Source organism: Pseudomonas phoenicis (assembly GCF_047302395.1).
Lineage (GTDB): Bacteria > Pseudomonadota > Gammaproteobacteria > Pseudomonadales > Pseudomonadaceae > Aquipseudomonas.
This window is the reverse complement of the sequence record NZ_CP154852.1, coordinates 2268786-2289933: the sequence shown is the minus strand read 5'-3', so window position 1 is coordinate 2289933 and position 21148 is coordinate 2268786. Positions and strand designations below refer to the sequence as shown.

Below are 21148 nucleotides of genomic sequence, written 5' to 3'. Positions count from 1 at the left end.
TCAGCTCCTCGGCCAATGCCACCCGCGTCTCCGGCGACATGGCCGATGCGGCCGGGCGCCAGCGCGAAGCGGTGGACATGGTTTCCACCGCCTTCCACGAGATGGTCGCCACCGCCAACGAAGTCGCGCGCTCGTGCAGCCAGGCCGCGCAGTCGGCCGACAGCGGCCAGTTGCAGGCCCGCGAAGGCCAGGCGCAGATCGATGCGGCGGTGTCCAGCGTAGACCGCTTGAGCCAGGAGATAGAGCAATCGGCGCAGTCGATCCAGCAGCTGGAGCGCGACAGCAACGCCATCCAGTCGATTCTCGGCACCATCCGCTCGATCGCCGAACAGACCAACCTGCTGGCGCTCAACGCCGCCATCGAAGCGGCGCGGGCCGGCGAGCAGGGCCGCGGCTTCGCCGTAGTGGCCGACGAAGTGCGCGCCCTGGCCAAGCGCACCGCCGACTCCACCGCCGAAATCGACGGCCTGCTGGGCAACCTGGCCAGCCGTACCGCCGAAGTGGCCGGGCAGATGCACGCCAGCCTGGAAGTGTCGGTGCAGTCGGTGACGCGCATCGGCATGGCCCGCGACAGCTTCGGCCAGATCCGCGATTCGGTGGACGTGATCCGCGACATGAACACGCAGATCGCCACCGCCGCCGAGGAGCAGCATCAGGTGGCCGAAGACATCAACCGGCACATCGCGCAGATCCATGGCGATGCGCAGTTGGTGGCGGAACTGGCCCAGGCGGCGCGGCAGGACTCGCAGAGCCTGGCGGGGTTGTCCAACGAGCTGGATGCTTTGGTGCGACGGTTCCGGACTTGAGGGACGGGCCGGCGAAGCCGGCTCGCTCGTACTAACGCTCGACGATAACCGTCACGCCCTGCCCACCGGCCGCGCAGATCGAGATCAGCCCGCGGCCCTTGCCGGCCTTGGCCAGCAGTTTGGCCAGGTGCGCCAGAATACGCCCGCCCGTCGCGGCGAACGGATGCCCGGCCGCCAGGGAGCTGCCCTTGACGTTCAGCTTGCTGCGGTCGATGGCGCCCAGGGCGCCGTCCAGGCCAAGCCGGGTGCGGCAGAATTCCTCGTCCTCCCAGGCTTTGAGGGTGCACAGCACCTGGGCGGCGAAGGCTTCGTGGATCTCGTAGTAGTCGAAATCCTGCAGGCTCAAGCCGTTGCGCGCCAGCAGACGCGGCACCGCATACACCGGGGCCATCAACAGCCCCTCCTTGCCGTCGACGAAATCCACCGCGGCGGTTTCCCCGTCCACCAGGTAGGCCTGCACCGGCAGCCCGCGCGCGGCCGCCCAGTCTTCGCTGGCCAACAGCACCAACGAGGCGCCATCGGTGAGCGGGGTGGAGTTGCCGGCGGTCAGCGTGCCTTTTTCGCTACGCTCGAAGGCCGGTTTGAGCCGGCCGAGCTGTTGCAGGCTGAGGTCGGGACGCAGGTTGTTGTCACGTACCAACCCCAAGTACGGCGTAAGCAGGTCGTCGTGCCAGCCTTCGGCATAGGACGCGGCCAATCGCTGGTGGCTGTGCAGCGCCAGTTCGTCCTGGGCGCTGCGTTCGATGTGCCAGGTCTGCGCCATGCGCTCGCAATGCTGCCCCATCGACAGCCCCGTGCGGGGTTCGCCGTTGCGTGGCAGCTCCGGCTTGAGCTGGGCCGGACGCAAACCGAGCAAGGGGCTCAGGCGCTGGCCCAGGCTTTTGCCGCGACTGGCGGCGAGCAGAATGCGGCGCAGCTTTTCGTTGACGGCGATGGGTGCGTCGGAAGTGGTGTCGACGCCGCCGGCGACGGCGCTGTCGATCTGCCCCAGGGCGATCTTGTTGGCCACCAGCAAGGCCGCCTCCAGGCCGGTGCCGCAGGCTTGCTGCACGTCGTAGGCCGGGGTCTGCGGCGACAGGCGCGAGCCGAGCACGCTCTCACGGGTCAGGTTCATGTCGCGCGAATGCTTGAGCACCGCACCGGCCACCACTTCGCCCAGGCGCAGGCCGTGCAGCCGATAACGCTCGACCAGCCCTTCGAGCGCGGCGGTGAGCATCGCCTGGTTGCTCGCAGTGGCATAGGCGCCGTTGGAACGGGCGAAGGGGATGCGATTGCCGCCCAGAATGGCGACCCGACGAGTGCTGCGCATGTCTGCGTTCCTCCTGAAACTCAATGATCGGCCCGGTCATGGGGCCGCTCTGTAAACCGTTACGATAGACGCTGGCGCGCAGGGTCGGTGGCGAAGGCCGTCCACGCCTGGCTATGCTGCAAGGCTGAGCGAAACGCCTCTGCCCCGCATGGCTGCCCGTGGCGATACGGATTTTTCACCGCTTCGAACGACCCGCCGGCGAAGTGGGTCCACACTGCATGTTTGCCCTTCCAGGAGACCTTCCCCATGAGCGACCGCTACATCGGCTTTGCCAACTCCGCCCTCGGTCGACGCGTGGTCGACGCCCTCGGCCTGCCCCAGCCCGCCTCGCTGGAGCGCTGGCAAGCGGGCCGCATGCGCCCGGTCGAGGGCGCCCTGATACTCGGCGGCGGGCCACTGGCGCAGCAGGTGCTAAGCCTGGGCAAAAGCCTCAGCGACGAGCTCTACGGCTATGAAAGCGCCGACTTGCAGGCGCCGGTCTGGGTCGCCGGCCTGGGCAAGAAAGCCAAAGCCGTGGTGTTCGACGCCAGTCATCTGTCCGACAGCGATCAACTGCGGCAGTTGCGAGAATTCTTCCAGCCGCTGATGCGCAGCCTGGCGCCTAGCGCCCATGTGGTGATCCTCGGGCGCCCCCCCGAGGAAGTGAGCGAGCTGTCGGCCAGCGTCGCGCAACGCGCCCTGGAAGGCTTCAGCCGATCGCTGGCCAAGGAACTGCGCAACGGCGCCACCGCGCAATTGCTCTACGTCAGCCCAGGCGCCGAGGCGCAGCTCGAAGGCGCCCTGCGCTTCTTCCTCTCGCCCAAGAGCGCGTTCGTCTCCGGCCAGGTCTTGCGCCTCACGGCCTGCGACGCGCAGGTCGGCGATTGGAGCCGTCCCCTGGCGGGGCGCCGCGCCTTGGTCACCGGTGCGGCGCGCGGTATCGGCGCTTCGATCGCCGAAACCCTGGCCCGCGATGGTGCGGAGTTGGTGCTGCTCGATGTGCCCGCTGCGCGGAAAGACCTCGACGCCCTGGCCGCACGCCTCGGCGCCCGTACCCTGGCTGTGGACATCTGCGCGGACGATGCGGCCGCGCAACTGATCGATGGCCTGCCCGAAGGCGTCGACATTCTGGTGCACAACGCCGGCATCACCCGCGACAAGACCCTGGCCAACATGACCCCCGACTATTGGGATTCGGTGCTGGCGGTCAACCTCAAGGCGCCGCAACGCCTGACCCAAGCCCTGCTCGACGCCGGACGCCTGGGCAGCGCCGCGCGCGTCGTGCTGCTGGCCTCGGTCAGCGGCATCGCCGGCAACCGCGGGCAGACCAACTACGCCGCCAGCAAAGCCGGGCTGATCGGCCTGGCCCAGGCCATGGCGCCCCAGCTCGCGGCGCACGGCACGACCATCAACGCCGTGGCCCCCGGCTTCATCGAAACCCACATGACCGCCGCCATGCCCATGGGCCTGCGCGAAGCGGGCCGGCGCCTCAGCTCGCTGGGCCAGGGCGGGCGGGCGCAGGATGTCGCCGAGGCGGTGGCCTGGCTCGGCCAGGCCGGCAGCGGCGCAATCACCGGCCAGACCCTGCGGGTCTGCGGCCAAGCATTGATGGGAGCCTGAGATGACTCGACCCTGGCTCGACCTGCACGCGCCCGATGCGCGTGCCAGCCTTTACCTGCGCGCCGTGGGCAAGCGCAAGATCACCGGCGTCAGCCTGCCTGCCCAAGGCTTGCGCTGTTACGCGCGAGTGCAACCGCAGAATCTTGCGGCCTATCGCAACCTGTGCCATTTCCCGGACGACGGCCGCTTGCCGGCCACCTATCCGCACGTGATGGCCTTCGATCTGCAACTGCAGCTGCTGACCCGCGCCGACTTCCCCTTTCCCTTGCTGGGGCTGGTGCACTTGCACAATGGCATCGAGGTGTACCGTCCATTGGGTGGTGTGGATGGCCTGCACGTGCAGGTCTGGGCCGAGAATCTGCAACCCCACGCCAAGGGCGGCACCTTCGATCTGATCAGCGAAGCCCGCGACGGCCTGGGCCTGCTCTGGCGCGAGACCAGCCGCATGCTGGTACGCGACCTCAAGCTCGATGCGCCGGCACGTGAAGCGGCCGAACAAGACCCGGTGCCCCCGACATCGACGAGCGGCCTCGACGCCACGGCCATGCCACCGGTGAGCGAATCGACGTCTGCTCCCCCTGCGACCGCGTTCGATACGCCTGTCGCTTCGGCGACAGCGCTGCATGACGGCACTGCCGCCTCTAAGGCAGCCCCAACAGACGCCGTGGCTGCGCCAATGGCAATCGAATCGCAAGGCAGCGCAGTCGGGGTCGGGGTCGGGAACGAGCTCGATGGCTTTGCAAGTGCCAGCGCGGTGGAACTGGACGCCACCGCCGCCCCGCCTGTCGAGGAACCGGCCGACATCGCCGCCATGGCAGTGACCGGGCCGGCCGGCACCGACGACCCAACCCGTCTGACCGAAGCCACGCGCTGGTACGCCGACAGCGACATCGGTCGGCGCTACGCCAAGGTCGCGGGCGACTACAACCCCATTCACCTGAGCGCCTTGAGCGCCCGCCTGTTCGGCTTCCCCAGCGCCATCGCCCATGGCATGTGGAACCAGGCCATGGCCTTGGCGGCGCTGCGCACGCATCTGCCCGAAGCGGGCTACCGCTTCGAGGTCGACTTCCACAAACCCGTACGCCTGCCTGCCGAGGTGGTGCTCAGCGCAAGCCCCGCAGGGCCCTGCGGAACACTGCGCCTGGAAGGCAAGGAGCAGCGCCTGCACATGTCCGGTCGCTGGACAGCGCTGTGAGGTGACCAGGCCTGCCCCGGCATCGGCGCGCTTGCTTTGCGGCGGAGCGCGCCGGAAGCTATGCGGCCAAGGAGACCCTCATGAATCTGCAAGAACTGACCGAACGCCTGCACCGCATCCGCGACACCAACGACTGGCAACGCTTCCACAGCCCCAAGAACCTGGCCATGGCCGCCAGCGTGGAAATGGCCGAGCTGGTGGAAATCTTCCAGTGGCTGAGCGAAGACGAGTCGCGCCGCCTGCCGCCCGAGCAACTGGCCCACGCCGGCCAGGAAATCGGTGATGTGGTGCTCTATCTGTTGCTGCTGTGCAGTGAGCTGGGCCTGGACATGGACCACGTGGTACGCGCCAAGCTGGCCGACAGCGAACGGCGGTTCGGCAAATGAACGACCGCCATTTCGACGCGCTGGCCACCCGTTTCGCAGAGAAGATCTATGGCGGCGCCAAGGGGGCGATCCGCTTGGCGGTGTTGCAGGCCGACTTGCTCGAAGCACTGCCGGCGCGACCTCTGCGGGTGTTGGACATCGGCGGGGGTCTGGGCCACATGGCCCTGTGGTTGGCCCAGAACGGCCATGAAGTGACCCTCGCCGAACCCGCCGCGCCAATGCTCGAAGGCGCCCGCCAGCGTTTTGCCGATGCCGGCCAGACGGCCACGTTCGTCCAGGCGCCCTGGCAGACGCTGAGCGAGCAAGTACAGGCGCCGTACGACCTGGTGCTGTGCCATGCCGTGCTGGAGTGGCTCGCCGAGCCGCGGGCCATCCTGCCGACTCTGCACCGCCTGTGTGCCCCTGACGGCCACCTGTCGCTGGCCTTCTACAACCGCGACGCGTTGGTCTACCGCAACCTGGTCAAGGGCCATTTCCGCAAGCTGCGCAGCAATCGATTGGCTGGCGAGAAGCAGAGCCTGACCCCGCAACGCCCACTCGATCCGCGGGAACTGCGCACGCAACTTGCACCCCACTGGCAGGTCATACAGGAAAGCGGCGTCAGAGTCTTTCACGACTACATGCCCAGAGAATTTCAGGACAAGGCCGCCCTGGCCGACCTGCTGGACATGGAGCTGGCCCATCGACGCCATCCCGCTTTCGCCGGGCTTGGCCGTTACCTGCACTGGATCTGCCGACCGCGCTGAACGGTCGACGCCCAGGAGGAGACATGTTCAATCGTCTGTTGTGCTTGGCCTTGCTGCCCATCGTCCTGGCCGGTTGCCAGAGCGCCAACCCTTACGTGGCCAGTAGCCGTCCTCTGCCTCCCGCACCGGCGCAGGCCGCCGCCACGTTCGACGCCAGCGCCTACCCGGCGCCGACCCGCGACTACGGGCGCTACCGCAGCTGGGCCTGGCGCGATGGCCGTCTGCCGCACGGTAGCGCCAACAGCGATCCTGGGCAATTGGCGCAGATGGTCGCCGAATCGCTCGACCAGCAAGGCCTGCGCCCGGCCCGCTCGGGCCAGCCCGACTTGCTGGTCAGCGCCGACCTGCGTACCGAGCGCCGTACGCGCCAAGTGCGCGACTACGACAGCTACGACCCCTACTACAACCGCCCTTACGGCGGCGTCGGCTACGGCGGCTATCGCGACGGCTACGGGGCCTATGGCAGCGTGCCGATCGTGCGCACCTACCAGGTGGATGTCAGCGTGGTGCACATCGAACTGTTCGATGCCCGCGACGGCCAAGCCGTCTGGAGCGCCAGCGCCGAAACCGGTATTGGCGCAAGCTCCATCCGTGACCGCGAGAACGCCCTGCGCCAGACCGTGCAGAAGGCGCTCAGCGGCTATCCCCCACGTTGACGCTCGGAGACATCACCATGCTGCGCCCTCTCGCTGTACTGGCCTGCGCACTTCTGCTGGGTGCCTGTGCCAATTCCAACGTGCAACAGGACTACGATGCCAGCCGGGACTTCGCCGGTTATCGCACGTGGGCCTGGCAGGAACCGGCCTTGCAATACCGCCCGGACGACCCGCGCATCAAGAGCGACCTCACCGAGCAGCGCATCCGCCAAGCGCTGGCCGGGCAGCTCGACCAGCGCGGTTTGCGGCCGGCCCAGGGCGGTAGCGGTGCCGACGTCAAGGCCCGTGCCTACCTGATCGTCGAAGACCGCCAACGCGAAATCACCACCCACTATGGCGGTGCCTGGGGCGGTTACTGGAACGGCTACTGGGGCGGGCCGATGTTCAACGAAACGCGCAGCGTCGACTACAAGGTGGCGACCATCCAGGTCGATCTGTTCGATGGCCGCGACGGCAAGCTGGTCTGGCGTGGCAGTGCCGAGCAGATGATGAGCAACTATCCGCCTACTCCGCAGGAACGTAGCGCAGCGATCCAGAAAACCGTCACGCAGTTGATGAGCAACTATCCACCTCGGTGATGATGGTACAGGTGTCCGTGCGGCTTACGTCCCCAGCAGCGACCGCAACATCGTTTGCGCTTAGATCGAAAGCACGAAGGATAGGCGCTCGAAGGCCGCGAGCCAGACGAGCGCCGGCCCCCATTTGCGTTGGGTGCAGCGCCAAGCAGGACCGATGCGTAGCGCTTGGACGGGCGAACCCTGCGTTACAGGTGTGATTCATAGGAAAACAGTACAGTTGCCGATTAATACAACGGATCAGATACAGATACTCTGTCTTTTTGCCATCCGACCCTAGCAGTCGTCCCTTTCGCGTCTACCCTAATGCCTAAGTTGTAGGAAATTTCTTCAGACAATGGCCTGTAGTCCACGATGCCTAGACCGGTGACCTGCGCGGCATCGTTTCAGAACAAGGATGGCAATCGTCGATGCACAGCATGGTTCTCTTGATGTGGCTGGCCCTGTGTAGTGAACAGGATGTGCGCGAGCGACAGATCTCCGAATACCTGACCTTGGGCGTCGGCGCCTGCGCCTTGCTCTGGCTGTTCGCCATGGGCCATAGCTGGTTGGGGGCGCAAGCGAGCGATGCTGGCCTGGGTCTGGCCATCGTCATGCTGCTGACCCTGCCCGGCTACTGGCTGGGCCGGCTCGGCGCCAGCGACGTGAAGCTGCTGGCCGCCCTGGCCGTGGCCAGCAGCCATGAATACGTGCTCGGCACGTTCATCGGTGCAGGTGTTTGCGTGCTGGTCTGGCTGTTGTTTCGCCGACGCCTGCTGAGCCTGCTCAACCCCAAGATCAAGAAACGCCTCCAGGCCATGGCCGAGCGGATGAATGAAAGGCAGCCGTTCGCCCCCTACGTGTTGGTAGGGTTCGTGCTGACCTCGGTCTGGATCCAGTGACATCCACGATGCATCGCCCACAGCGCTGTACGGTGTTCAGCGCGCTTCTACATTCGCTTGCCGTAACCGGCTGGCACAGGACGCCAGCCGTCAAACAACAGGGAGTTGACCATGAGTAAAGCTTTCAGTGAGATCAAAGTGCTAATCGTCGATAGCCAACCCACCGTGCTCGATGAATTGAGCAAGGTGCTGACGCGACAGGGCTATCGCTGTATCACGGCCGATAGCGCCGAACAGGCACTGGTCCACTATCAGGACGACAGCGCCATCGGCTTGGTGCTCTGCGATCTGCACCTGCCGGGCACCGACGGCATCGAACTGGTCCGCCAACTCAAGGCCGTCACCTACCCGCCCAGATTGGTCGAGGCGATTCTGCTGACCAGCCATGCCGACAAGGCCGACCTGATACGCGCCCTTCGTGAAGGCATCGCCGACTATTACCAGCAACCGGTGGACTTCGACGAACTGCTGCAGGGCCTACGTCGCCAGGAAACTTCGCTGCTCGAACGCCTGCGCCAGGCCCGCGAACTGGGCAGCCTCAACCAGCGTCTGCATCATTTGGCCGAGTCCATCGACGAGCTGTACCAAGACTTGGAGCGCGCTCGCGGCAACAACCTGCAACGGCGGGCCACCGACCCGGCGGAAGCCGAAACCGAACTGCCGGCGCTGTTCCAGAAGCTGTCGCCGCGCCAGTTGGAAGTGGCGCAACTGGTCAGCCTGGGCAAGACCAACTTCCAGATCGCCTGTGAACTGGGCATCACCGAGAACACCGTGAAACTGTACGTGTCGCAAGTGTTGCGCCTGACCCACATGCACAACCGTACGCAATTGGCCCTGGCGCTGACACCGCATACCTCGCCTGTGCATCAGCGCTTCATGGCGCATTGAGGATTGGCTTGGGGGCAATGCCAGCCAGTCAAGCCGAATCAGTGTCGATTGGGACTGCTTTGCAGCCCATCGCGGCTAAAGCCGTTCCTACATATTGTAGGAGCGGCTTTAGCCGCGATGGGCTGCAAAGCGGCCTCGGTTGCTCAACCGACCGGCACTATGCCTTGCCCTACTCGCTGACCTGAAACTCCACCCGCGCCGTTTCGCCACTCTCGTCCAGCGCGCTCAGCTCGACCCGCCCGGTCTGCTGGAACGACACCGTCAACGCCTGTTGGTCGAGGGTCTCGCCCTGCGGCTCGCCGTTGACGAACCACCAGCGCCGCCCACCGCCGCCCAAGGCCGAGACTTGCACCTGCAACGGCTCGCGGCTACCGATGGGTCGGCGCAGGTGGTCGCCGGCGCGCACGCCGACGATCGACAACGGCGGCGCGCTGACCGGCACCTGCGGCGGACATTGGGGATCGACGGCCGGCAACCGCGCGGCGCGGCGCTCTTGGCGCGGCAGCCAGGGCTCCAGCGGCGCCGGCCACAAGGCCACCTGGCGCCTCCGCGCGCCGGGACAACTGGCATCCACGCGCAGGCCTTGGGGATTGACCCAGAGCGTTTCACTCAAACCCAGGCCCAAAGGCTGGTCGCCCGCCTGCAAGGTCGGCGGCGTGGTGCCCTGCAACGTCCAGGCGAAGCGCTGCCGACGGCAGTTGTCGTCGCGACGCGGCAGGGGCTGGCCCAGCGGCCAGCAGATCGCTGCCACGCCGACGCTGTCCGGCACCGGCTCGACCGGGGTGACGATGCCGCGCTGGCTGTCGCGGTTGCTCAACAGGTCGTGCACTTGCAGCATCAGCGGCGCCGCCGAGGCCAGGCCGAACTGCCCCGCGACCGGCGTGCCGTCCGGGCGACCGATCCACACGCCGATCAGGTAGCGCGGCCCGACGCCCACCGACCAGGCATCGCGAAAACCGTAGCTGGTGCCGGTCTTCCAGGCCAGGGCCGGACGCTGCACCAGCTCGGCGCGGGGGTCGCGGTCGGGGCGCGCCTGGCCGCTGAGGATGCGTCGCACGATCCACGCGGCCCCCGGCGACAGCAGCCGTCGCTCGATCAATGGATCTTGCGGTTGCAGACGAATCCGCGCGCTGTGCCCCTGACGGGCGAACGCGGCATAACCGCCGACCAGGTCTTCCAGACGGCTGCCCGCGCCGCCGAGGATCAGCGACAGATTGGGTTCGGCCAGCGGCGGCAAGGCCAACGGCACACCGCCTGTGCGCAATTGCGCGGCGAAACGTTTGGGGCCATAGGCTTCGAGCAGCTGCACCGCTGGCAGGTTGAGCGACAGGGCCAGGGCCGCGCTGGCCGCCACCGGTCCACTGAAGCCGCTGGAGAAGTTGCCCGGCCGATAGTCGCCGTAGCGTCGCGGGACGTCCTGCAAGAGCGACTCGGAATGGATCAGCCCGTCGTCCAGGGCCATGCCATAGAGAAACGGCTTGAGGGTCGAACCGGGCGAACGCAGGGCATGCACCATGTCCACGTGCCCGAAGCGCCGCGCATCGCCGATCTCGATCGAGCCCAGATAGGCGCGCACCGCCATGGTCTTGGCCTCCACCACCAGAATGGCCGCCGACGTGCGCTCCGGCAGACGCGCGCGCCAGCCCAGCAGCAGGTCTTCCAGGCGCCGCTGCAAGGCGGCGTCGAGGGTGGTGCGGATCAGCGCCGGGCTGTCTCGGGTGTTCAGCCGCCGCGCCAGCAGCGGCGCCAGGGCCGGCTCCTGGCGCGGCGCGAGCAGCAGCGGCTCCTCACGGGCCTCCTGCAACCGCTCGGCGGGCCAGACGTCATAGTCGGCCAGCCGTTGCAGCACCTTGTCGCGCGCGCGTTGGGCGCGTTTCGGGTGGCGGTCGGGCCGCAGGCGGCTGGGCGCCTGGGGCAGCACGGCGAGCAAGGCCGCTTCGGCATGGGTCAGGTGCAGCGGCGACTTGCCCAGGTACGCCCAGCTGGCCGCCGCCACCCCTTGCAGGGTGCCGCCGAAGGGCGCGCGGTCGAGGTAGATCTGCAGAATCTGCGCTTTCGACAGATGCCATTCGAGCTGCGCCGTGCGCCACAACTGGCGCAGCTTGCCGCCCAGGGTCCGGTCGTGGGGGTCGAGCAGGCGTGCCACCTGCATCGACAGGGTGCTGCCGCCCGAGACCACGCGCCCGCCGCGCAGGTTGAGCCAGGCCGCGCGGGCCAGGGCCATCGGGTTGACCCCGGGATGGCGGTAGAACCAGCGGTCTTCGTAAGTCAGCAACGCTTGCAGGTATAGCGGCGAGACCTGCTCGGCGGTGACCGGGTAGCGCCAAACCCCATCGGCATCGGCGAAGCGCCACAGGGGCGTGCCGTCTTCGGCCAGCACCACGCGGGCCAGGTCGTCGCCGGGCAGCGGCAGCGGCCACAGGCGGTCGGCCACCCACAGCAGCGCCAGTACCAGCAGGACCGCCAGCATCGCGCCGCGGCACAGGCGTCCGGCGCGGCTGCGCGGGCGCGCTAGACTGGGCATCGGGAACCGACCTGCCCCGGCCATGGCCAAAGCGCTGACACCGATTCATTCATCAGGACGTAATCATGCATGTAGAAGGCTTTTTCGAATGGCTGGGCCAGGCGCTGGGATCGTTGATCCGCATCATCGTCGATGCCTTGAGCGGCCTGTTCAATCTGCTGGCCAACGCCGGCGGCAATTTCATCGACGGCCTGTCCCGAACCCTGGGCATGGACACGTCGCTGGTCAGCATCGCGGCATTGATCGTCGGTTTGATGCTGCTGTTTTCGGCAGTGCGTGCGTTCATGCGTGCGTCGATCGTGCTGGGCATCGTCTGGCTGTTGCTGGGATTGTGGGTGATGAGTTGGGTGGTGCATTGAGGCGGGACTAAAATCTTGTTTGGTCTGGAAGAGCTGAGTCAGGCGTGGTTTTGCCAGGGGAATGAGTCAGGGAAGCTATGCCCCGTCCCGATGTCAGTCAGTTGGATCGAAGTCATGCTGCTTGGGGCTGCCTTGCAGCCCATCGCGGCTGAAGCCGCTCCTACGGGGTGATGCATATTCTGTAGGAGCGGCCGGTTCGGCGTTCCGATTAGCCGCGATGGGCCGCTAAGCAGCCCCAATCCCTTGATCGACCGGTATGGGGCTCGTTCAGCTCGGTCCGCACCACGTCCGCTCGCCCACAGGCCAGCGACGCTGGCCTGCCCCGACGGCCCCCTCAGCGGGCCTTGATCTGCATCTCCCCTTGGCTTTCGCCCACCGCGTTCAGGTTGGGGCGGTACATCGACTCGACCTGCGCCGGCGGAATGCGGTAGCTGCCCGGTGTTACCGCGCGGGCCAGGTACAGCAGGTGGGTGGTGCCGTAGTTGTCCAGCTTGAGTGCGGCGACATAGCGGTCGTCACGAAACTCCTGGTGCACCACGCTGGCGTTCTGCATCGAATCGCGCCATTCCTTCACCGCGCTGCTGGCGTTGTCCAGACTGGCCGAGCTTTGCGCCAGATTCTGGTTCTCCAGTTCCAGGCCGGCCGGCAGAAGGTCCACGACCAGGGCATCCGGCACGCGTTCCTTGGCTTTGAGCGCCAGGTGCACCAGCACCAGATCGCCGCTGCGCAGGTTGCCGAGGTTCAACGGCTGGCCATTGAGGCCCAGGTACTCGCGGCGGATCTCCATACCGTTGCTCACCGGTGCCGGCGCCTGACGCGGATAGCCTGACAGGGTCAACTGCTGGTACAGGGTGTCGCCGCTCTGGTTCTGCACGCTCAGTGGCGAGGCCAGTAGCGGGCCTTCCAGCTTCAGGCCGGATTCGGCGTTGTCCAGCTCGCGTACTTCGCCGGCACTGTCCAGCCGCGCCTTCCAGGCGCCTTCGGGCTTGCCGAGCAGGCCGCGACCGGCGAGGAACAGCGCGTTGCGTTCCTGGGTCGAGAGGTAGCCGTTGGCGGCGAGTTCGTCGGACAGCGCGAACAAGCGCTGGTCGACCTGATCGGTCGCCAGCTGGTTCTCTTGCAGCAACGACAGGATCAACGCCTGGTCACGCAGCGCACTGCCGTAATCGGCCAACCAGCCCTTGCCGCGGCCGATGCTCAAGCCGGTCTGCAAAGCCTGCTGGGCGCGCGGTTTGTCGCCCATCTTGTCCAGCGCCACAGCCAACTGCACCAGCGCCAGGCCCGAGCGGGCGTCTGTGCGCCGCTCGAACAGGCTGCGCAGCGCGCCCAACGGCGCTTGCTGGTTGCGGGCCAGCACCAGGGCAGCGTAGGCCTGCACGGCGAAGCGAGTGTGCTCGGCGTTGTCGCTGTAGTCGACTTCGATCAGGTTGCGCTCCTGCAAGTAGCGCAGCAGACGCTCGTTGGCCTTCTTCAGGGCGTCGGCCGGCACGCCGTAGCCTTGCTCGCGGGCGCGCTGGAGGAAGTCGGTGACGTAGGCGGTCAGCCAGTATTCCTCCTCGCTGTCGCTGCTCCACAGGCCGAAGCTGCCGTTGTAGCGCTGCATGCCCAGCAGGTGCTCGATGCCGGCCTCGATCTTGCGCTTGCGCACCTCGGCCGGCTCGCCTTTGATGCCCAGGCGCTTGAGGCTGTCGGCATCGGCATAGAGCGAGGGGTACAGGCCGCTGGTGGTCTGTTCCAGGCAGCCGTAGGGATAGGCTTGCAGAGCGCGGATCTGCTCGGCGAGGTTCAACGGTGGCCGGCTCGACAGCGCCAGGCTGGCTTCCAGGCCAGCCGGCTCGAAGGCCGCCAGGTCATTGTCCGGCAGGCTCCACGGCTGGTCCTTCAAGGCCACGCGGTAGTGCTTGAGCATCGCCGGGTAGGCCGGGCGCACGCCCAGGGTCCAGTCGCGGGTATAGACGCTGGTGGGTTCGTTGGGCAATTGCAGGCCGGTGACCTGCACCTGCACCTTGCCCTGCCCCAGGCCACCTTCGGCCTGCACCGGGATCATCAAGGTGCTGCGCTGGCCTTCGCTGAGGCTGACCTGCTGCTCGGTCGGGCCGATCAGGCCGATCTGCCCTTCGCTGTGCAGTTGCACGGTCAGCTGCTGGGCACGGCCCGACAGGTTGGCCAGGTCCAGGGCCAGGCGCGTGCGGTCGCCGCCAGCCAGGAAGCGCGGCGCCGACAGTTCGGCGATCAGCGGCGCGGCGACCACGGTCTTGCCTTCGGCGACGCCGAAGTGGTCGTCGCTCCAGGCCTGGGCCATCAGCCGCAGCTCGCCGTTGAAGTCGGGTATGTCGACGCTGGCGACGCCCTCGCCCTTATCGTCCAAGGTCACCGGCACACTCTGCTGGGCGACGATGGTCACCGTGGTGTTGGGTCGCTTGCCGCCCTTGGCCATGGCCGCGTCGCCACCGAAGGCCAGGCTGGCCAGACGGCCCTGGCCGGCTTCGATCAACTGGCCGTAGATGTCCAGTTGGTCGGCGCCGTAGGCCTTGCGCCCGAACATGCCGGTGAAGGGGTCGGGGGTCTTGAAGTCGGTGATGTTGAGGATGCCGACGTCCACCGCCGAGAGCAGCACACGCACCTGCTTGGGTACGCTGCCATCGGCGTTGGTGGCCTTGAACTTGACCTTCAGCGGCTGCTTGGGCCGCATCTTCTCGGGCGCTTGCAGGGTCAGCGCCAGCTTGCGGTCGCCGCGTTGCAGCGGCAGGTGCAGCACGCCCACGGCGCGCTTGGGCGTGGCGTTGACCTTGCGCTCGCCCGGGCGGATCACCAGGGCGCTGACGTACAGGTCGTGGCGCGCCCATTTCGGGTCCAGGCGGATGTCGAAGGTCTTGCCTTCGGCCGGTACGTCGATGGCCTGCCACCACAGCGGGCCGTCGGCCGACTCGACCATCAGGTAGCCGCTGCCCGCTGCAGGCGGGGTGACGGTGACCTGGGCGCTGTCGCCGTCGGCATAGGCCGGTTTATCGAGCGCCAGCTTGACCTGGTCGGGACGCACGGCGCCGCCTTCGGCGTTGTCCTGGGCGCGATAGCCGGCCCAGAAGCGTGCGCTGGAGACGATGCCGGTCTCGGGGTCTTCCACCTCGACGCGGTACGGCCCCCACTCCACCTGGAAGCTCAGGGTGGCGGTGGCGCCGGCCTTGACGCTGACGGTCTCTTCGCTTTCGGTAAGGAATTTCTCGTTGAAGTTGTAGCTCCAGCCGTCGTCCTGCGAGTAGTTCCAGTAGTAGTCGCGGCGCTCGCGGATCAAGCGGACCTTGAGGTCGTCGGCGGCCAGTTTGTGGCCATCGCGGTCGGCCACCAGCACTTCGAACTGCACCGGGGCATCGCCGTCGGTCTCTTCGCCGTCGAACAGCCCGCGCAGGCCCGGCAGACGTTCGGCCGGCCAGATCGGTTGTTCGAAACGGCGGGTGATGGGCCGGCCACCGGACTCCTGCAAGCTGGCCTGGACGGTCAGTTGCAAGGGCGAGCGAGCCTCGGCCCAGCGGCTTTCGATGTCCAGGCTGGCCTTGCCGGCCTGGTCGAGGGTGACTTCGTCGAGCTCCAGGTCCTGGCTCAGGTCGCTTTCGCTGACCGAACCGAACTGATAGCCCGGCAGCGCCGGCACGGCTTCGCGCAGCGGGCGCAGGTAGGCCTGGCCACTGAGGCGGTTGCCGGCGGCGGGGGCGCCGTAGAGGTAACGGCCGTTGACCTGGATGTGCGCAGGCTGCTCGGGGCTCAGCGGCGTGGGGCTGCCTTTGAGCTCCAAGGCCAGACGTTCGGGCAGGAAGTCTTCGACGAGGAATTCGTAGGTCTGTTTGCGCCCGCCGCCCAGATCGAGCAGCAGCTGCCAGCGGCCGGTCGGCGCTTCGCCGGAGAGTTGCAGCTGGTACTGGAACAGCCCGTTGCTGTCGGCCTCCCAGACGAATTTGCGGCTGACCTGTTCGTCGGGGCGACGTACTTCCACGTTCACCGGCTGGGCCTTGACCGGTTTGCCGTCCTGGTCGCGCAGCAGGCCGTTGAGCGGCACGGTTTCGCCTGGGCGATACAGGTCGCGCGGGCCGAAGACGAAGAACTGCAAGGGGTTGGCCTGAGGACCGGTGATGTCGAATTCGGCCAGGTCCAGTGCGGCGGTGTTCAGGCGCAACAGCGTGGTGTGCACGCCTTGGGTGGCGATCAGGGTATCGGCCTTGGCGTCGATCGGCATCTGCGCGTGGCCGTCACCGTCGGTGCTGGCCTGGGCGAGCAGTTTGCCTTTGTCGTCGTGCAGTTCGAGCTTGACGCCGTCCATTGCCTTGCCGCCGTCCAGCGCCTGGGCGAAGACGTCGATGCGGTCGCGGTAACGGTGCGCCGACACACCGATGTCGCTCAAGGTGAACAGCGTGGCCGGTTGGGAGTAGTCGTAGGTGCCCGAGGCGCGCATCACCGCCAGGTACACGCCCGGCTCTTGCAGCGGCTTGATGCCGGCGATCGGCAGCAGCACGGTTTCGCGGGTGTTGCGCGCGGGGTTGAGGTCGAAGCGGCCGCTGTAGACCAGCTCGGCCATCTCCAGGGTCTCTTTGGACTGGTAGGCGTACAGGCTGCTGTTGCGCCCCCAGTTGACCAGGAAGTTCGACAGTTGCTCGGGTTTGACCCGGAAGAAGTCGACGTCGACCTTGGCCACGTTCAAGGCGATCACCGGCAGGCCTTCGGCCAGGCGCGTGGGCAGCAGCGAACCGCGGCTGGCGAAGCCTACGGTGGCCTGCATGTCGCGGGTCTCCAGGCGGCTGACCACTTCGCTGGCGAGCTGTTTGCCATTGACCGCCAGCAGGCCCTTGTCGACGGTGAGCACCAACTTGCGCTGCGGTTCGAGGTGGCGCAGGCGCAGCTCCATCTGGTTGTTCGACAGCTCCCAGGCGCCGTCTACCTTGCCCTTTACGGTGTCGACCAAGTGCAGTTTGCCGGCGAAGTCCTGCTCGGCGTCGAGCGGCGCGGAGAAGCTGACCGACAGCGCGCTGGCGCCGTCGAGCTGCACTTCCGAGACGTCCAGCACGCTCAGCTCGCGGCCTGCATAGCGCTTGGCGAGCACCGCCGGGTCTTCGCGCTTGCTCGGCGCGGCCTGGGTGGGCGCGGCCGCGGTCGGCGTGTCCGTCGGGACGGGCTTGGGCGCCTCGGAGGTGGAGGAATCACAGGCACTGAGCAGGGCCAGCGCACAGGCCAGCAACAATCCTTTGTTGAACATGAGGAAGGAACTCTTCGGCAGCGTGGTCGTAAGGGCGGAAACTATAGCCCACCGGGAAACGATTCACTCGGATGGGTGCCTGAGCTGAGACTTCGTTCGCAGGGATTGGTTGCTCGCTGACGCAGAGGATTTTACAAAATATGTCCACTTGCCCGGAGCCCGGTAGAATGTGCGGTTTTCCTGCGCCGATCGGCTGCCCGCGTCCACCGCTGAGGGTCGTTTCCCAGGCACCTGTCGTCACGCCCGAACCTTCTGGAGTTGCATGCCTTCACTGCTGACCGATTGGCGCCACCGCGCCACCCACCGCAAGGTCTGGGCACTGGCCGCGCCGATGATCCTGTCCAACGTCAGCGTGCCGCTGGTGGCATTGGTCGACAGCACGGTGATCGGCCATTTGCCGCATGCCCATCAGTTGGGCGCAGTGGCGGTGGGCGCGGTGCTGTTCACCTTCATGATGGGTTTGATGGGCTTTCTGCGCATGGGCGCCACCGGCTTCGCCGCCCAGGCAGCCGGGCGTGGTGACGGCGCGGCGTTGCGCCAGGTGCTGGCCCAGGGTTTGCTGCTGGCGGTGGGCCTGGCGCTGCTGCTGGGCCTGCTCGCCCTGCCCTTCAGCCAGTTGGCGCTGCACGTCATGCAACCCAGCGCGGCCCTGCAACAGGCCACCCAGGACTTTTTCCACACCCGTCTGCTCGGGCTGCCAGCGGCGCTGGCCAGTTATGCGCTGGTGGGCTGGTTCCTCGGCACGCAGAATGCCCGCGCGCCCCTGGCGATCCTCTTGGCTACCAACCTGCTGAACATCGCCTTGAACCTGTGGTTCGTGCTGGGGCTGGACTGGGGTGTGGTCGGTTCGGCGCGGGCGTCGGTGATCGCCGAGTGGAGCGCCGCCCTGCTCGGCCTGGCCCTGACCCGCCCGGCGCTGCGCGCCCACCCGGGGCGCATGGCGTGGCCGGCCCTGCACCGCTGGCAGGCTTGGCGCCCGCTGCTGGCAGTGAACCGCGACATCTTTCTGCGTAGCCTGGCATTGCAATGCGTATTCCTGCTGCTGACCGTGCAAGGCGCGCGGCTGGGCGAGGCGACGGTGGCGGCCAACGCGCTGTTGCTCAATGGCCTGCTGCTCACCGCCTATGCGCTGGACGGCCTGGCCCACGCGGTAGAGGCGCTGTGCGGCCACGCCATCGGCGCCCGCCAACGCGAGGTGTTGCGCCGTTCGCTGGTGGTGGCCGGGGGCTGGTCGTTGCTGGTGAGTCTGGGCTTTGCGGCACTGTTCCTGGGCGCCGGACACCTGTTCATCGACGTTCAGACCGACATCGCCAGCGTGCGCGAGGCGGCTTACCCGTATTTGCCGTACCTGGCGCTGCTGCCGTTGGTGGCGGTGTGGAGCTACCTGCTCGACGGGCTGTTCATCGGCGCCACGCGGGCACGGGAGATGCGCAACGCCATGCTGCTGTCGGTGCTGCTCGCTTTGCCGCTGGCCCTGGCCTTGCGCGGGCTGGGCAACCATGGCCTGTGGTTGGCGTTTCTGGCGTTCATGGCGCTACGGGCGGCGACGCTGGGCGCGGTGGCCTGGCGCGTGCGCAGGATGGGCGGTTGGGTTTGAAGGTGGGGGCAGAGGGAGTGCTTGCGGTCAGCTGCCGGGCTTGCAACGCGGGCCAGCCTCTGCGGTTTGACAGCAAGCACGGCGTCGTAGGCAGTTGGGCCGGCTACGCCGGCCATCGCGGCTGATCGGAGCGCCGAATCGGCCGCTCCTGCGAGGTTGCTGCACTCCCGGGCGACCGCGTCTCTGCAGGAGACTCTGTGGGAGCGGCCGGCCGGCGCACCGGTTCAGCCGCGATGGGCGGCGGCGACGCCCTGATCCAGCCCGCTCCACCAGCGCGGGTGACGCCGCCGTTCGGCTCGCCGGAGACGGGACACCCGAAACACCCGCGATTCAGGACGACAGGTACGACGAACGCGTCAACCCAAGGCGCAGCGCATCGAGATACTGGGTACGCTCGCGCGGGCTGATCTTGGCGCTGGCGACCTTGTCGCGGTAGTGGGTCATCAGCTCTTCGGGCGACAGGTGCACGTAGCGCAGCATGTCCTCGATGGTGTCGTGGGTCTCGATGCCGGCGTGGTACACGCTGCCGTCGGCGTTCTGGTAGATGTTCACCGAGTCGGTGTCACCGAACAGGTTGTGCATGTCGCCGAGGATTTCCTGATAAGCGCCGACCAGGAAGATGCCCAGCAGGTAGTCTTCGCCTTCGTTGATGCCATGCACCGGCAGGCTGGTCTCGATGCTCTGCTCGTCGACGTACTGGTTGATCTTGCCGTCCGAGTCGCAGGTCAGGTCTTGCAGCACGGCGCGGCGCAGCGGCTCTTCGTCCAGGCGGTGCAACGGCAGGATCGGCAGCACCTGGCCGATGGCCCAGGTGTCGGGCAGGCTCTGGAACACCGAGAAGTTGCAGATGTACTTGTCGGCCAGCTTGTCGTTGAGCTCGTCGAGCACCTGGCGATGCGAGCGCTGGCGGGCCTTGAGCGAATTGTGCAGGCGTCGGCACACGGCGAAATAGCACTGCTCGGCCAGGGCCTTTTCGGACAGGCTGAGTTTGCCGTCGGCGTACTGCGCAGCCACGTCGCTCATGTAGTGGGTAGCGCGCCAGTAGGTTTCGGTGACCATCTCGATGTCGGTCGGGCCGAGCAGATCGACCAGCCACTGCACGGTTTCCGGCAGGCTGGCCTTGTCTTCGATGGTCGGCACCTGGTCGTTGTGCTTCTCGACGTCGGTGACCTGCACCACCAGCATGGCGTGGTGCGCCGTCAGCGCCCGGCCGCTCTCGGAGAAGATGTGCGGATGCGGCAGGCCTTGGGCGTCGCAGAACTCTTTGAGCATGCCCACCACCACGGCGGCATAGTCGTCGATGTCGTAGTTGATCGAGCTGGCGTTGCGCGAATGGGTGCCGTCGTAGTCGACGCCCAGACCGCCGCCGACATCGATGTGGTCGACCGGCAGGCCCAGCGCGCGCAGCTCGCCGTAGTAGCGGATGGCTTCCTTGAAACCGTGCTGGTAGTCGGCCAGGTTGGCGATCTGCGAGCCCATGTGGAAGTGCAGCAGGCGGATGCCCTGATCGAGGCCGGCGTCTTTGAAGCGTTGCACCACCGACAGCAACTGCGCGGCCGAGAGCCCGAACTTGGACTTCTCGCCGCCGGTGTCGGCCCATTTGCTCGACGCCAGCGACGACAGGCGCACGCGCAGGCCGACCTGGGGTTTGACCTTGAGCTCGGCGGCTTCGTCGATCACCAGGGCCACTTCCGACTCTTTCTCGATGACGATGAACACGTTGTGGCCCAGCTTCTGGCCCATCAGCGCCAGGCGGATGAACTCACGGTCCTTGTAGCCGTTGCAGACGATGGTGCCGCCTTTGGGCGCCAGGGCCAGCACGGCCAGCAGCTCGGGCTTGGAGCCGGCTTCCAGGCCGATGGAGACGTTCTGCGTGGCGATGATGTTTTCGACCACCGCTTCTTGCTGATTGACCTTGATCGGATACAGGGCGGTGTACTGGCTCTGGTACTCCATGCGCGCGATGTTGGCGTCGAAGGCGCCGGTGAGCTGGCGCACGCGGTCTTGCAGGATGTCGGGGAAACGCACCAGCAGCGGCAGGCTCAGGCCGCTCTGACGCAGCTCGTCGACCTGCTCGAAGAGGTCGATGGGCGAGCTGTCGGGGCCGTTGGGGCGCACTTCCACGCGCCCGGCTTCATTGATGGCGAAATAGCCTGCGCCCCAATGGCGGATGCCATAAACACTGCGGCTGTCGGCCACGGTCCACTGGCTGCCATCGTCTTTGCGTGTGCGTCGTACGGACATTCAAGTCCCCTATTAGAAAAGTCAGAACACGGCCCAATGCACGGTGGCAGGCAGTGTAGAAGCTGAAAGTGACGGTTCGTCCATGCTGGGGATAGACCCCGGTTGCACAAGCGAGTTTAGAAACGCAGGGGTAAAAACCTG

At 66.9% G+C, this 21148-nt stretch carries 15 protein-coding genes; 11 read left to right on the top strand and 4 right to left on the bottom strand.

Annotation, left to right across the window (positions count from 1 at the left end):
- The first annotated feature begins 38 nt into the window (after positions 1-38).
- Positions 39-806: a methyl-accepting chemotaxis protein gene (locus AA0Z93_RS10300; RefSeq protein WP_413398586.1), complete on the top strand. Its 768-nt coding sequence runs from the start codon at positions 39-41 to the stop codon at positions 804-806.
- A 31-nt stretch (positions 807-837) separates the two neighbouring features.
- On the opposite strand, the gene AA0Z93_RS10295 is transcribed toward AA0Z93_RS10300, so the two are convergent.
- Positions 838-2115 (bottom strand): acetyl-CoA C-acetyltransferase, encoded by a 1278-nt coding sequence (locus AA0Z93_RS10295; RefSeq protein ID WP_413045413.1) that lies wholly within the window; start codon positions 2113-2115, stop codon positions 838-840.
- 246 nt (positions 2116-2361) lie between these two features.
- Here AA0Z93_RS10295 and AA0Z93_RS10290 point away from each other — a divergent pair, with 246 nt between their 5' ends.
- The 8 genes from AA0Z93_RS10290 to AA0Z93_RS10255 all read left to right on the top strand — a co-directional run bounded on the left by AA0Z93_RS10290 (position 2362) and on the right by AA0Z93_RS10255 (position 9041).
- Entirely contained in the window at positions 2362-3714 is a 1353-nt protein-coding gene (locus AA0Z93_RS10290; protein WP_413045414.1) for a 3-oxoacyl-ACP reductase, read from the top strand.
- Between the two features lies 1 nt (position 3715).
- The gene (locus AA0Z93_RS10285) at positions 3716-4909 is read left to right on the top strand and encodes a MaoC/PaaZ C-terminal domain-containing protein (protein ID WP_413045415.1); all 1194 of its coding nucleotides are present in this window, start codon (positions 3716-3718) and stop codon (positions 4907-4909) included.
- Between the two features lie 80 nt (positions 4910-4989).
- Positions 4990-5295, top strand: a complete 306-nt coding sequence (locus AA0Z93_RS10280; protein ID WP_413045416.1) for a MazG-like family protein — start codon at positions 4990-4992, stop codon at positions 5293-5295.
- Positions 5292-6041 (top strand): methyltransferase domain-containing protein, encoded by a 750-nt coding sequence (locus tag AA0Z93_RS10275; RefSeq protein ID WP_413045417.1) that lies wholly within the window; start codon positions 5292-5294, stop codon positions 6039-6041. Before AA0Z93_RS10280 ends, AA0Z93_RS10275 begins: the two co-directional genes overlap by 4 nt.
- Before the next feature lie 23 nt (positions 6042-6064).
- The gene (locus AA0Z93_RS10270; protein WP_413045418.1) at positions 6065-6697 is read left to right on the top strand and encodes a DUF4136 domain-containing protein; all 633 of its coding nucleotides are present in this window, start codon (positions 6065-6067) and stop codon (positions 6695-6697) included.
- Between the two features lie 17 nt (positions 6698-6714).
- Positions 6715-7275, top strand: coding sequence for a DUF4136 domain-containing protein (locus AA0Z93_RS10265; protein WP_413045419.1), 561 nt, complete (start codon positions 6715-6717; stop codon positions 7273-7275).
- 407 nt (positions 7276-7682) lie between these two features.
- Entirely contained in the window at positions 7683-8153 is a 471-nt protein-coding gene (locus AA0Z93_RS10260) for a prepilin peptidase (protein ID WP_413045420.1), read from the top strand.
- A gap of 111 nt (positions 8154-8264) precedes the next feature.
- Entirely contained in the window at positions 8265-9041 is a 777-nt protein-coding gene (locus AA0Z93_RS10255) for a response regulator transcription factor (protein ID WP_413045421.1), read from the top strand.
- Between the two features lie 169 nt (positions 9042-9210).
- On the opposite strand, the gene pbpC is transcribed toward AA0Z93_RS10255, so the two are convergent.
- Positions 9211-11565, bottom strand: coding sequence for a peptidoglycan glycosyltransferase PbpC (gene pbpC, locus AA0Z93_RS10250; RefSeq protein WP_413045422.1), 2355 nt, complete (start codon positions 11563-11565; stop codon positions 9211-9213).
- A gap of 65 nt (positions 11566-11630) precedes the next feature.
- Here pbpC and AA0Z93_RS10245 point away from each other — a divergent pair, with 65 nt between their 5' ends.
- Positions 11631-11924: a hypothetical protein gene (locus AA0Z93_RS10245; protein ID WP_296269359.1), complete on the top strand. Its 294-nt coding sequence runs from the start codon at positions 11631-11633 to the stop codon at positions 11922-11924.
- A 334-nt stretch (positions 11925-12258) separates the two neighbouring features.
- Here the strand turns inward: AA0Z93_RS10245 and AA0Z93_RS10240 are convergent, their stop codons facing one another.
- Positions 12259-17166 carry an alpha-2-macroglobulin family protein gene (locus tag AA0Z93_RS10240; RefSeq protein WP_413045423.1) on the bottom strand — a complete coding sequence of 1636 codons (4908 nt, stop codon included), beginning with the start codon at positions 17164-17166 and terminating at the stop codon, positions 12259-12261.
- A 262-nt stretch (positions 17167-17428) separates the two neighbouring features.
- Between AA0Z93_RS10240 and AA0Z93_RS10235 the strand changes: the two genes are divergently transcribed.
- Complete coding sequence (locus AA0Z93_RS10235; protein WP_413045424.1) at positions 17429-18763, top strand: MATE family efflux transporter; 1335 nt, start codon at positions 17429-17431, stop codon at positions 18761-18763.
- Between the two features lie 330 nt (positions 18764-19093).
- On the opposite strand, the gene speA is transcribed toward AA0Z93_RS10235, so the two are convergent.
- Positions 19094-21007 (bottom strand): arginine decarboxylase, encoded by a 1914-nt coding sequence (gene speA, locus AA0Z93_RS10230; protein ID WP_296269356.1) that lies wholly within the window; start codon positions 21005-21007, stop codon positions 19094-19096.
- Between the last annotated feature and the right edge of the window lie 141 nt (positions 21008-21148).